Origin of the sequence: Vibrio sp. RC586, assembly GCF_000176715.1 — a bacterium.
Lineage (GTDB): Bacteria > Pseudomonadota > Gammaproteobacteria > Enterobacterales > Vibrionaceae > Vibrio.
In genome coordinates this window covers 395,533-408,181 of the sequence record NZ_ADBD01000010.1, presented here as the reverse complement: position 1 = coordinate 408,181, position 12,649 = coordinate 395,533, and the positions used below count along the sequence as shown (strand labels likewise).

Annotated in this window: 13 protein-coding genes; 8 read left to right on the top strand and 5 right to left on the bottom strand. The window is 44.8% G+C overall.

Annotated features, from left to right (window positions below; all coding sequences use genetic code 11):
- Positions 1-536: 536 nt before the first annotated feature.
- Positions 537-1,391: an MIP/aquaporin family protein gene (locus VOA_RS06185; RefSeq protein WP_001076940.1), complete on the top strand. Its 855-nt coding sequence runs from the start codon at positions 537-539 to the stop codon at positions 1,389-1,391.
- Between the two features lie 71 nt (positions 1,392-1,462).
- Positions 1,463-2,980 carry a glycerol kinase GlpK gene (gene glpK / locus VOA_RS06190; RefSeq protein WP_000139387.1) on the top strand — a complete coding sequence of 506 codons (1,518 nt, stop codon included), beginning with the start codon at positions 1,463-1,465 and terminating at the stop codon, positions 2,978-2,980.
- Between the two features lie 65 nt (positions 2,981-3,045).
- Here glpK and VOA_RS06195 read toward each other — a convergent pair whose 3' ends face one another.
- Both VOA_RS06195 and VOA_RS06200 read right to left on the bottom strand, forming a co-directional pair.
- On the bottom strand, positions 3,046-3,297 hold the full coding sequence (locus VOA_RS06195) for a YgjV family protein (RefSeq protein ID WP_017686428.1): 252 nt from the start codon (positions 3,295-3,297) through the stop codon (positions 3,046-3,048).
- Positions 3,298-3,688: 391 nt separating this feature from the next.
- Positions 3,689-4,009: a DUF496 family protein gene (locus tag VOA_RS06200; protein ID WP_001089529.1), complete on the bottom strand. Its 321-nt coding sequence runs from the start codon at positions 4,007-4,009 to the stop codon at positions 3,689-3,691.
- Between the two features lie 187 nt (positions 4,010-4,196).
- Here VOA_RS06200 and VOA_RS06205 point away from each other — a divergent pair, with 187 nt between their 5' ends.
- From VOA_RS06205 to luxQ, 6 genes are all read left to right on the top strand, one after another.
- The gene (locus VOA_RS06205) at positions 4,197-4,394 is read left to right on the top strand and encodes a hypothetical protein (RefSeq protein WP_001246064.1); all 198 of its coding nucleotides are present in this window, start codon (positions 4,197-4,199) and stop codon (positions 4,392-4,394) included.
- Between the two features lie 42 nt (positions 4,395-4,436).
- Positions 4,437-5,090, top strand: coding sequence for a YceH family protein (locus tag VOA_RS06210; protein ID WP_000155191.1), 654 nt, complete (start codon positions 4,437-4,439; stop codon positions 5,088-5,090).
- Positions 5,090-5,392 carry a GIY-YIG nuclease family protein gene (locus VOA_RS06215; RefSeq protein ID WP_000388303.1) on the top strand — a complete coding sequence of 101 codons (303 nt, stop codon included), beginning with the start codon at positions 5,090-5,092 and terminating at the stop codon, positions 5,390-5,392. The genes VOA_RS06210 and VOA_RS06215 overlap by 1 nt, the downstream gene beginning before the upstream one ends.
- Before the next feature lie 100 nt (positions 5,393-5,492).
- Positions 5,493-6,653, top strand: a complete 1,161-nt coding sequence (locus VOA_RS06220) for a conjugal transfer protein TraF (protein WP_009356059.1) — start codon at positions 5,493-5,495, stop codon at positions 6,651-6,653.
- Between the two features lie 199 nt (positions 6,654-6,852).
- On the top strand, positions 6,853-7,950 hold the full coding sequence (locus VOA_RS06225) for an autoinducer 2-binding periplasmic protein LuxP (protein WP_009356058.1): 1,098 nt from the start codon (positions 6,853-6,855) through the stop codon (positions 7,948-7,950).
- Positions 7,951-7,971: 21 nt separating this feature from the next.
- Positions 7,972-10,539 (top strand): quorum-sensing autoinducer 2 sensor kinase/phosphatase LuxQ, encoded by a 2,568-nt coding sequence (gene luxQ, locus VOA_RS06230; RefSeq protein WP_001026299.1) that lies wholly within the window; start codon positions 7,972-7,974, stop codon positions 10,537-10,539.
- On the opposite strand, the gene VOA_RS06235 is transcribed toward luxQ, so the two are convergent.
- From VOA_RS06235 to VOA_RS06240, 3 genes are all read right to left on the bottom strand, one after another.
- Positions 10,536-11,201 carry a PilZ domain-containing protein gene (locus VOA_RS06235; RefSeq protein WP_000218844.1) on the bottom strand — a complete coding sequence of 222 codons (666 nt, stop codon included), beginning with the start codon at positions 11,199-11,201 and terminating at the stop codon, positions 10,536-10,538. The two genes, luxQ and VOA_RS06235, sit on opposite strands and share 4 nt — an antisense overlap.
- A 160-nt stretch (positions 11,202-11,361) precedes the next feature.
- On the bottom strand, positions 11,362-11,880 hold the full coding sequence (locus VOA_RS0118425) for a hypothetical protein (protein WP_000932977.1): 519 nt from the start codon (positions 11,878-11,880) through the stop codon (positions 11,362-11,364).
- Between the two features lie 211 nt (positions 11,881-12,091).
- Positions 12,092-12,490, bottom strand: coding sequence for a YgiW/YdeI family stress tolerance OB fold protein (locus VOA_RS06240; protein ID WP_000831412.1), 399 nt, complete (start codon positions 12,488-12,490; stop codon positions 12,092-12,094).
- Between the last annotated feature and the right edge of the window lie 159 nt (positions 12,491-12,649).

The window sequence follows — 12,649 nt, the reverse complement described above, 5'->3', positions numbered from 1 at the left end:
TAGCCAGGCTGATATGTTCACTGCCATAATTTTATGCCGCATTTCTATTGACATTTAACACTCTGCGTAACATTTGTGATACATCTTTTGTTCGTTTGAATGATAGAGTCTGATTCCTGATAATGCTGATTTTGCCAAATTATCAGCGTGGCTGCTTGTTAAATCTTGCCTTTGCATATGATTTAGTGATGACTAAACCAAAGAATGAACCATTTTTTTTAATGTAAGGAGAGAGTGGAAAAAGATGCGTTGTTTAACAAAAAACGAATTTGTTAATAACAAAATTGTGCTCGAATTAATTGCGGTCGTTTGTTTTCGTGGTGTTTTTTTTGTGCCAGATTCACCGCGAACAGTAACGTTGTTCATCCAATAACGATCATAAAATTCTTGTGATCAGAGCCGATAGTGTAGGCGGTAGATAAAACATATCATACTTACCAATATTTTAGCGTTTAATACTGATATTTAGAGTTTGTGTGGTTTTGTTTTCTTAGAAAGTCGGCTTTGGTAGCAATATAACAAATAGGACTCTGATTATGAATCAAACAAAGCAACATACTCTGCTTGGGCAGTGTATCGCCGAGTTTATCGGCACAGGTTTACTGATTTTCTTTGGCGTGGGCTGCGTTGCTGCCCTTGTATTAGCGGGTGCACAATTTGGGCAGTGGGAAATTAGTATTGTCTGGGGCTTCGGTGTCTCCATTGCTATCTACTGCACGGCTGGGGTTTCTGGCGCACACATTAACCCTGCGGTTACTATCGCTTTGGCCGCTTTCCACGGTTTTGATAAAGCGAAAGTGCTGCCTTACATCATCTCGCAACTGGCAGGTGCGTTTTGCTCTGCTGCTTTGGTCTACAGCTTGTACAGCAACCTTTTTACTGATTATGAAATCGCTCACAACTTTGTACGTAGCAGCCAAGAGGCGTTAGCCACAGCGGGGATTTTCTCAACCTATCCTCATGCTTCTATCTCTTTTATGGGGGCAATGGCGGTTGAATTCACTATTACTGCGGTACTGATGTTCGCGATTTTGGCGTTAGGTGATGAAAACAATGGCGCGCATCGCAACGCAATGAACCCTCTGTTGATCGGTATTTTGATTGCGGTGATTGGCGGCTCATTAGGTCCATTGACAGGTTTTGCTATGAACCCAGCGCGTGATTTCGGTCCTAAACTGTTTGCTTACCTAGCGGGATGGGACTATGCCCTGACGGGCGCAAAAGAGATCCCTTATTTCATCGTACCGATTGTGGCACCAATTCTAGGTGCGTGCTTTGGTGCGTGGGCATACCCAAAATTTATCGCCGCTTACCTACCCAAAACAGGCACAGGTTGCACTATTCCGAACCAATGTGATGTTACGGAAGAGAATGAAGAAGCCCGCGCATAGCCGGTATAAAATTAAACAACAAAACACATTAAAAATATTACGTAAGAACGTGAAACCATAAGGAACAGAACATGACTGAGCAAAAATACATCGTCGCTCTCGATCAAGGTACTACCAGCTCTCGTGCCGTGGTGTTAGACCATGATGCGAACATCGTGAGCGTTTCTCAGCGTGAATTTACCCAAATCTACCCAGAAGCAGGGTGGGTGGAGCACGATCCGTTAGAGATTTATGCAACCCAAAGTTCAACATTAGTTGAGGCTTTAGGTAAAGCTGGCATTCGCAGCGATCAAGTGGCGGCAATTGGTATTACTAACCAACGTGAAACCACCGTAGTTTGGAACAAAGAGACCGGTAAGCCTGTCTACAACGCGATTGTTTGGCAATGTCGCCGTACTGCAGCCATTTGTGAAGAGCTAAAAGCACGCGGATTAGAAAGTTACATTCGCGAAAATACCGGTTTGGTGCTCGATCCTTACTTCTCTGGAACCAAAATCAAATGGATTCTGGACAATGTTGAAGGCGCACGTGAGCAAGCCGAGGCAGGTGAACTGCTGTTTGGTACCGTAGATACTTGGTTAGTGTGGAAAATGACCCAAGGACGCGTACATGTGACCGATTACACCAACGCATCGCGTACTATGCTGTTCAACATCAACACGTTACAGTGGGATGAAAAGATCCTCGCCGAATTTAATATTCCGCTTTCCATGATGCCGGAAGTGAAAAAATCGTCGGAAGTGTATGGCCAAACCAACATTGGTGGTAAAGGCGGTACACGTATTCCTATCGCTGGTATTGCCGGTGACCAACAAGCTGCGCTGTACGGCCAAATGTGCGTGCAAGCGGGACAAGCGAAGAACACCTATGGTACGGGCTGCTTCTTATTGATGAACACAGGACAAGAAAAAGTGACTTCTCACAACGGACTGTTGACGACACTCGCCTGTGGCCCACGTGGTGAACCTGCTTATGCACTGGAAGGCGCGGTATTTATGGGCGGTGCATCTATTCAATGGCTGCGTGATGAACTGAAACTGATTTCCGATGCTCGCGACTCAGAATACTTCGCCACCAAAGTGGATACCTCAAATGGTGTGTACGTTGTACCAGCTTTCACTGGCTTAGGCGCTCCATATTGGGATGCGTATGCGCGTGGCACGATTGTCGGCTTAACTCGTGGTGTGAACTCCAACCACATTATCCGCGCCACATTGGAAAGTATTGCCTACCAAACACGTGATGTGTTGGATGCGATGCAAGCGGATTCCGGCATCAAGCTCTCTGCGCTGCGTGTCGATGGTGGTGCGGTAGCCAACAACTTCCTCATGCAATTCCAAGCGGATGTATTGGATACTGAAGTGCATCGTCCGAAAGTCACGGAAGTCACCGCGTTAGGTGCGGCTTATCTGGCCGGTCTCGCTGTTGGTTTCTGGGATGGTTTGGAAGAGCTGCAGGGCAAAGCAGAAATTGATCGCAGTTTTGCGCCGCATCATGATGAAGAGAAACGTCAACGTCGATACAAAGGTTGGAAACGTGCGGTGAAATGTGCTCAAGCATGGGCTGAGCTGCACAACGAAGAAGAGTAGACATCGCCTTCTTGACAAAAATAATGCCCGGGTAAACCGGGCATTATTTTTTCGTCTGGGGGGAATTAAGCCGCGCTCGAAGACGCGTCAGGCTTTTTTTCCTGCTGCATTTTCACCAAGAAGTAGACGTTTACACAGGCAATAAAGCCATTAGTAACGACCACTGGCCATGCATCAATCATCAATCCGTAGGCGGTGAATAGCGCACACCCAATAAAATTCAGTACACGCAGTCTTACGATGTCTTTCATCATTAGCGAAACCGCCACCATGATAGATGCTGCGTATCCTAAAATTTCAACCATACTCATTTCCATTATTTGACCCTCTATAAAGTGTGGACAGTGTCAGTGTCGTGCCAATCCTCTCATCGTGAGAGTAGTGAGGAAGCTCCGTGCCTCGAATGGTTATCTTGGTAAGTTTGAATGCTGAATATACAGGCTCAAACCCTCAAGAAAAGATGCCGCTGTATCGCTATTTTAGTCAATGTTGCGCTTGCTGGGGCATCCAGTTGATTCACTACCACCACTATAGCAATGGAAAATATGTGATGAAAGGCTCGTAATTTTGTTCGGAGAAGGTTAGCGATTACGCAAACGTTTAATGTCGATCACGTTCAGTTTTCGCATTCATCGATTGATAGATATGTTAGTTTTGGGATAGATCGAATCAAAAAAGAAAACCCACCTTGCGGTGGGTCTTAAATCATTAGGCTTTCTTGCCTTGAGTCATCTGCTTATCGTGCTCAGTCAAATCTTTGATACGGCGGCTGATGTCACGGCGCTCTTTAGAAATTTCCGCGCTCTTGATGATGTGGTCATCGACACGATCTTCATAGTCAGACTTCATGTTTTTGATGATGCCAAGAATCTCTTCGTGGCTCATGTTTGGCTTGATGTAGTCCAACAGGTTAACCAACAGTTCAACACGCTTACGGTTATCACGAACTTTTTTCTCGTTATCATCGAGTTCGCGTTGAAGTTTATTTTTGCGACGAGCCAAGCTCACAATTTCAAATACGCTGTTCATAGGTTCCTTTTCCTACTTTTAATGCAACTGCGAAGATTAAAACACAACAATTCTTTTCATAACAGACTTAAGATCAATATGCGGCTTAACTTGGCCAATTTATCACCACTCAGTGTGTTGGCCGATTGTACATAGGAAAAAATGCACTATATCATTAGCGCCATTCATGAAGACATCTTGAGTAACCATGCGTAATTCTGAAATTTTGGTTCCCTTACCGCCGATACACACTGAGCCTGATGCCGCTGCCATTAAGCTGCGTGAGGCTTACGTTGTCGCACGTGAGCAACTCGAGTTGACCGAAATTGAGTTAAACCGCGCCAAAATCGTCATGATTGATGAAAATGGCAAGATAATTCGGTTGCCTCTATTAACCGAGCATTAAAATACCGACTTCGGGTTCGCCCGTTAGCAGAAGGAAAGCACGATGACGATTCAACTCTCCCCACTCGAAGCCCGCGTAATTGGCTGTTTGATTGAAAAAGAAGTTACCACGCCCGATCACTACCCATTGACGCTCAATAGCCTGACAACGGCTTGTAACCAAAAGAGCAATCGTGAGCCGGTGCTCTCTCTGAGTGAAGCGGAAGTGCAAGATACGGTGGAAGCACTGATTGCTCGTCGCCTTGTGAGTGATGAAAGCAGCTTTAACAGCCGTACTAGCAAATATCAGCACCGTTTCTGCAATACGGAATTTGGCGATTTGAAGCTGAATGAACAAGAGCTTGGGCTAATTTGTTGCTTGCTTCTGCGTGGAGCGCAAACGCCGGGTGAACTGCGTACGCGCACCAATCGCTTATGTAATTTTAGCGATGTCAAAGAAACCGAAGCGGTGCTCGAACAATTAGCTAACCGATCTTCAGGTGCTTTAGTCGTCAAACTGCCACGTGAACCCGGTAAGCGAGAATCTCGCTATCATCATCTGTTTTGCGGTGACATTGACATGAGTACCTTTGCGGCCAGTGCGGATATGGAAGGGGCTCCATCATCGTTACAACTGGCTGAACTGGAGCAGGAAGTTGCTGCTCTGCGTGAAGAAGTGGCAGAGTTACGTGCACTTATTGAGCTGCATTTAGGTTGATGGAAGCGTCTGATCTCATCTCTTCAGCTTGGTTTGTCTATCTGGTGCGTTGTGCCAATAACGCACTTTACTGTGGCATTACTACTAACATCGCGCGCCGCTTTGCTCAGCATCAGAAAGGATGCGGAGCAAAAGCTTTGCGAGGGAAAGGTCCACTCGAATTGGTGTGGACTTACCCTGTTGATGACAAAAGTACGGCACTCAAGTTGGAGTGCCGAATTAAAGCACTTTCGAAAGCACAAAAAGAAAAGCTGGTTGAAGGCTGCGCTCATATCGAACACTGCAACGTTATTTTCTGTTGATCCTGCCTGATTAGTGAACGCGATCACCTTGTTCGCTGGGAAAAAGTCATTCTTGTATTAACCTTGTTTATGGGGCTCCCGAAAATAGGTTGGTAAAGGAATGAATAATCAAATAAAAAATACTTTAACTATGGTCATGGCTATGGCCATTCCATCAATCGCCATAGCAGACAACTTGGTGGTAGATGCTCGTGGTACGGGTATGGGAAACACAGGCGTTTCCTCTGCTGATTATCTTCTCGCGCCTTATTATAACCCTGCACTAACCGCGGTTTATCGGAAGAAAGATTCCTTTGGTGTGCTACTGCCTAGCATAGGGCTAAGAGCTGAGGACACTGATGAATCTCTAACAACGTTAGATGATCTGCAAGATTCGATTGAACAATTTGAACGATTAGGAGCGGGTGCGGCAACCCAAGACAATATTGACCAGATGAACCGTTATCTCGATCAGTTATCGGATGACAAACCATTGGCAGTGACAGCGGGAATTGGCTTGGCTGTTGCAATGCCACTTAAAGCGGTGTCATTGAACTTTTTTACTCGCGGCTATGCTGAGGTGATCGCTAAACCCAATGTGGCAGCTAAAACAGGTGATAGCGCCACAGATGTGCAAAATCGCTATCAAAACTCGGATGTGGATATTACGGCATTCAGTTACACCGAAGTTGGGGTTGCGATTGCAAAACAAGTTGTGCTCGGCGGACAAACGGTCGCGTTGGGGGTTACCCCCAAAGTGCAACAGTTGCGAACTTATCAAGATAATGCCTCAATCAAATCTTTTGACTTAAATGATTACGATAAAAGTGAAGTGAAAGACAATGCCTTTAACTTTGATATTGGCGCAGTTTGGTTGCTCGAACAGTATCGACTAGGGATGGCGGTAAAAGATCTGTTTGCGAAAGACATTGAAACGTTTAATAAAAACAATACCTATAACTTGGATACTCAAATCACCGTGTCTGGTAGTTATGTCAGCGATTTCTTTGTTGCAGCATTGGATCTGGATTTAACCAAGCAGCGTCGGTTCAGTGGTGATAAAGATGATACTCAGTTTATCCGGATCGGGATTGAAGGGAATGCATGGAATTGGGCTCAGCTTCGGGCGGGCTATGAAGTGGATTTACAAAATTCGTTAGATGATTCTGTATCGCTCGGTTTGGGTATTAGTCCTGGAGATTTGGTTAATTTGGATCTCGCGGGTTCCTACGCTGGGAGCAATCAGTATGGTGTTTCGGCGAATCTGGCCTTTACCTTCTGATTTAAATTGTTGAATAAATGAGCATTTGCAGGCATGAGAAACCATTTTTCCCATGTCTGCTCTATGAATTGTTCCTATGATGCTTAATAATCAGTGGCAACCCTTTCCCCCTCAGGGCAAAAGAGTTCACCTTCTCTTTATTATGGGTACTGGCCGCGACTGGAACCGTAATTCATTGGTTGATCCTCATGAGGAAACTATGAAAAGAAAAATATTGCTGTCGCTGCTTTTAACAGCAACGCTCTTCACCACTGCCACTCAGGCGGATTCTTTAAAGGGTTATTGGCACTACGATGCTTTTCTGAAGCAATACCCAGAGCAGCAGCATTTAACTGAGCTGCTTTCGCAAGCCGTGCGTGACAAGCCAATTCCTCTTAAAAATAAGCGAGCAAACCCAGTGATTATCTCCGTGGTTTATCCCGGACAACAAATCTCTGACTATTGGGTACGCAACATTAAAGCGTTTGAAAAACGAATGGACGAACTCCGTATTCCTTACCAAATTAACCAAGTCTTCACTCGCCCTAATTTGGACACTCGTCAGCAAAGCCTCTCTCTGATGGAAGCGTTGAAAAACAAAAGTGATTATCTGATATTCACCTTAGATACGACACGTCACCGCAAGTTTATTGAGCACGTGCTCAATTCTTCTGATACTAAGCTGATTTTGCAGAATATCACAACACCGGTGAAAGATTGGCAAGGCCGACAACCTATGATGTATATCGGGTTCGACCATGAAATTGGAGCATTACAGCTGGCCAAGGAGTATCAGGCGATCGCACCTAAACAAAAGCCTTATTCCGTACTCTATTTCTCCGAAGGTTATATCAGTGAGGCGCGTGGAGATACGTTCATCCAGAAGATGAATGAAACCAATCAGTATCAGTTGGCTTCCTCGTATTACACGAAAGCAACGGAACAAAGTGGCTATGAAGCCACCTTAAACATAGTTAAGAATAATCCAGAGATTGGCTTTATTTACGCTTGCGCAACGGACATTGCTTTAGGTGCTGCGCAGGCTTTAAAAGAACTCGGGCGAGAGGACATCCTCCTGAATGGGTGGGGCGGGGGTTCTGCTGAACTTGATGCACTGGCTAAAGGTGAATTGGATTTGACGATCATGCGTATGAATGATGATACTGGTGTTGCCATGGCCGAAGCCATTAAATGGGATCTGGAAGGAGAAGCCGTACCCTTAGTCTATTCGGGTGATTTTGAAATTGTGACTCAACAAGACTCAGCTCAACATGTTGAAATACTGAAAGCTCGAGCTTTCCGTTATTCGGACCGTTAAGGGCAAAAGAGGATTTCGTGTTTGAACATTCGACCTAGTCAGATCAAGCATAAGCAACGTATAGCCTCCTTTATTACTCATGCCGTAGTTGCAACCATGGGGCTGTTGATCCTGAGCGTTTTGTTTCAAAGCTATCAGATCAGTAGCCGCTTGATGGCACAGGAAGGGCAACGTACTTCAGTTCAAACATCGAGTTTAATCCAAAGTCTGTTCGACTTTCGGCTCGCCGCACTCAAAATTCATCAAGACAGTACGGCAAAAAATGCCAGTTTAACCAGTGCATTAGCAAGTCGACAATCAAATCAGCTCGATGAATTCTTCTCCAGTGTTGATGAGCTCGAGCTCTCCAATGCGCCAGATCTACGTTTTATCGCAAGCAATGATGAGATCCTATGGGATGATGGTAACGCGACATTTTATGGAATTTCCCCTGAAGAGCAGAAAAAACTGATCCGCAAGGTTGCCATCAGTGGCAACTGGCATCTGGTGCAAACCCCTAGTGAAGGGAAGCAGATTCACTTACTTGTTCGCCGTTCTTCATTGATTGAGCCTGGAACTGGGCAAGTGATGGGGTATCTTTATGTAGGGATAGTCCTAAACGACAACTTTGCTTTAGTCGAAACCATTCGCAGTGGCAGTAACTCAGACAATCTAGTATTAGCGGTGGATTCCACACCTCTGGCCTCAACGCTGAAAGGGAATGAACCATATTCGCTAGAAAATGTGTTGAACAGTGGTCATGATGCAATGAGTGACAGCTTTATTGTTGGAAAAACGTACTTAGATGTAGAAAGTGTTTCGACGTATCTGTGTGTCTACTCCATTCAAACCAATCAAAATGTGTTGACCCTGCGCGATAATTTTTATTTCTGGATCGCGTTTTCACTTTTGATGTTAGTGGGAGTGTCGATAGCTTCACGCTGGTGGCTGCAAAAGCGGATTCAGTCTGAAATTGAAACGCTGATGAATTACACGCACAAATTGATGGATCTTGATACCAAAAGTGATTTTGAAGGTTCCAAAATCTATGAATTTGACTACTTTGGGCGCACTTTAGAGCAGTCATTTCGCCGTTTGGCGAACAAAGAAAAGCAGTTTGAAGATCTGTTTAATTTTGCCTTGTCCCCGACCATGCTTTGGAACACTGCTGGCCGTTTGATCCGCATGAACCCTTCGGCACAAATCCAGTTTCTCCGAGAAGATTCACAGAACCACTTCTTGTTTGAAATTCTTGAAAAGCAATTGTTACCCATGATTACCTATGCTGCACAAGGTAAAAGTCCCAGTGAAGTGACAACCGAAGTGGATGGCCGAGTGTATCGCTGGAACTTGTCACCGATTAAGGTGGAAGGGCAGATCATTTCAATCATTACTCAAGGGCAGGATGTAACCTCGATTGCAGAAGCCGAGAAACAGAGCCAAGTCGCAAGGCGCGAAGCGGAAGAGTCGGCACGGGTTAGAGCTGAGTTTTTGGCTAAAATGAGTCACGAGCTACGTACACCACTCAATGGTGTGCTAGGGGTTTCCCAGTTGTTGAAACGTACACCGCTTACCGATGAACAGCGTGAGCATGTCGCCGTTCTGTGTAGCAGTGGTGAGCATTTGCTAGCAGTACTGAATGATATCTTAGATTTTTCTCGTTTAGAGCAAGGCAAATTCCGTATTCAAAAGAGCGAATTCCGGCTCAATGAATTGGTGTATGCCATCGACCGAATTTATCGCCCTCTGTGTAACGACAAAGGACTAGAGTTAGTGGTGGACTCAAACATCACCAGTGCAGTGTTAGTTCGCAGCGACCAAGTACGTATCAACCAGATACTGTTTAATCTACTGAACAATGCCATTAAGTTTACTCATCAAGGGTCTATCCGAGTCGTTCTTGAGCTGATAGAAGGTGATCCGTTAGCACAGCTCGTGATTCAGGTTGTGGATACGGGGATTGGGATCCGCGAACAAGATCTCACGGTGATTTTTGAGCCATTTGTGCAAGCCGAATCTACCACAACCCGTGAATATGGTGGCAGTGGCTTAGGGTTAGCGATTGTGCACAGCTTAGTCGAGATGTTGAGTGGGCAGCTGCATGTCAGCTCGGAGTATGGGCGTGGTACACGATTTGAGATCCAGTTACCCATTGAATTGGTAGAGGCGGTGGCAGCTCCAAAGCAACTTGCGCCGCCACAAGAACCGTATCAGTTGTTTGATAAGCCGCTGCGTGTATTGCTGGTGGAAGATAACCACACCAACGCTTTTATTGCTCAAGCATTTTGCCGTAAATATGGTTTGGATGTCAGTTGGGTCACTGATGGTTTACAAGCGCTTGAAGAGCTCAAACAACATCGCTATGACTTAGTGTTAATGGATAACCAACTGCCTTATCTAGACGGTGTTGAAACCACGCACACGATAAAAAAAGTGCTGAATTTGCCGGTTGTCGTGTATGCCTGTACGGCTGATGGCCTTGAAGAAACGCGGCAAGCATTTTTCCATGCTGGCGCCGAGTTTGTTTTAGTTAAGCCTTTGAAAGAGCAAACCTTGCATCAAGCGCTAGAGCATTTCAAAAATCAGCACTTGAGCCAAGAGGAGTTTTAGATGGAGCCAGCGAGAAAAGCTTGCTCTAACACCTGCTTTTTGAGCGTTTCTGTCAAAGTGATGGGCTGATCAAACTGAATACCGATGAGATGCCCATTGGATTGACGGCGAATATTAACGATCTGACTTTTGATTCGTTTGGGCAGAAATGGATCAAGTTCACTGTTGATTCGTACTTTGGAACCTTTGTTTAACTCATTTTCCCCATCAATGAATACCCCACAGCCTGAGATTGAAAAATCAATCAAAGTACCAGAGTAGCTTCGGTTGTTTTCATTCAATTCGGCAGGAATTGCTATCTTATAGCGCTCATGGCTGCGAATCGCTTTGGTGGCAAAGTGTTTTGGTGGGCGCATAAAGAGCATGCAGAATGGCTTGGTACTGGCTTGCAAAATGGAACTCTGAAAAGCCACTATGTGCCCTAATTCAGTATCACACATTCCTCGAAGCACGATATGGACATTCTTGAGTTTACGCATCACCAAAGCTTGATGCGCTTTGAGCGGCAAGTCCAAAATAATGTGCTGATCAATTTTGTGTCCAATCAGAGTGGTGTGAAAAGCATAAGAATCTTCTGGGCCAAATTGTATTTCAACCGACACTTTCATGCCGGGTTTTAGGAGTAATGCCAGTTTGTTTAGATCTGTTGAACTAACCGTCATGCAAAGCTCTTAACATCTTCTAAATAATGGCAAAGTTATACACCTTAACAATGGGTGTTTGCTACTTTGTGAGCGGTATTCTTACACGAAGTTGACGGTAGATATGCGCCAAGTTGAGTTGTTTTTCTCAACTTGGCTAGAACAGAGAAAGGGAGCCCAATTAAAATTGGAAGCGGACACTCATACCGATTTGAGGTCCCCAAACGCCGGCATTGCGGGTCTCTGCACTCAGTGAAAGTTGCTCGGTGGAGTGAAAGCGGACACCAGCCATAAATACCGAATGATCTCCCAAACGACCGATACGTGCATGACCTTCAACTTGGTTTGTTAGCCAAACGCGGCCTCCAAGATTGAATTCAAGTTCAGTATCTCTTTCCCCACCCAACTCTTTTGGCATGCGGATGTTGTGTACCAACATTTGCCCATACACATCGGCAAATTGATTTACTGGACCATTAAAACCAATACCGCCCGCAATATCCCAATCACTATCCAGTTGAGAATCGATACGTGCAATAAAATGTGAATTATCGGTAAAGTAAGTGCTGAACTCTGCGCCGACAGACTCTGGGCTCATTGCGGTTCTGAATTCCACAAAGTTGTAATTGAAATTGTTGGCCAAAGCTGGAGTAGAAAGCACTGAACTGAGCAGAAAAGTAAGGTGCGTTTTGTTAAGCATAAAAACGTTGTCCGCAAGCAATCAAATAAGTGGCAAAGATACCGTAATAGTAAGCAAATTACAGGCCATTTATTTCTCTTCGTTGCTTATTGGGTGATTTTGCATCAGAAAAATTAATCTGAGGAGCGATGAAATAGAGGAAAAGCATTTGGAGAGGAAAAATAACAGCGATGCCATAAGGCATCGCTGTGTGAATAATTAGGCTGAAATATTACAGCAGTTCAATATGATCCACTTCAATTTCTGGTGTGCGGCCGTTTTCAAACTCACCGAATAGGCGCACTTTGGTCTCTGGTGTCAGGGTTATGTTTAGGCGAATGTCATCATCCAGTTCAACCTGAATTTCGTTGCTACCATCAGAAAACATATAAGTGTCCTTACGCAGTTGACGAACCAAGTTGCCTTCTACTACCACTTTTTTCTCCATAAAAGGGTTTGATGAGTCAAGCAGAGATTGCACTTTCACTACTTCTACAGGGCCTTGGAATTGCACACCGGTTTGTGCTTGGTTATCGCCAACAAATTTGATGTGCTGAGAATTGTCAGCAGCTAGGGTTACTGCCGGAGCCAGAATTAGAGCAGAAGTCAGAGCGATAATAGTACGTTTCATGGTTTTTCCTTTTTAATTAATTTTTCTCTTAGCGAGAGTTGTTTGTTGTCTTGATGTGGCTATTAAACGCTATCGGAATTGAACGAATACTGAGGTGATGATTAATATTCGGTTCATTTTATTGAGTGAGCTGGGTTCAGCACTTATTATGTCGCCAAA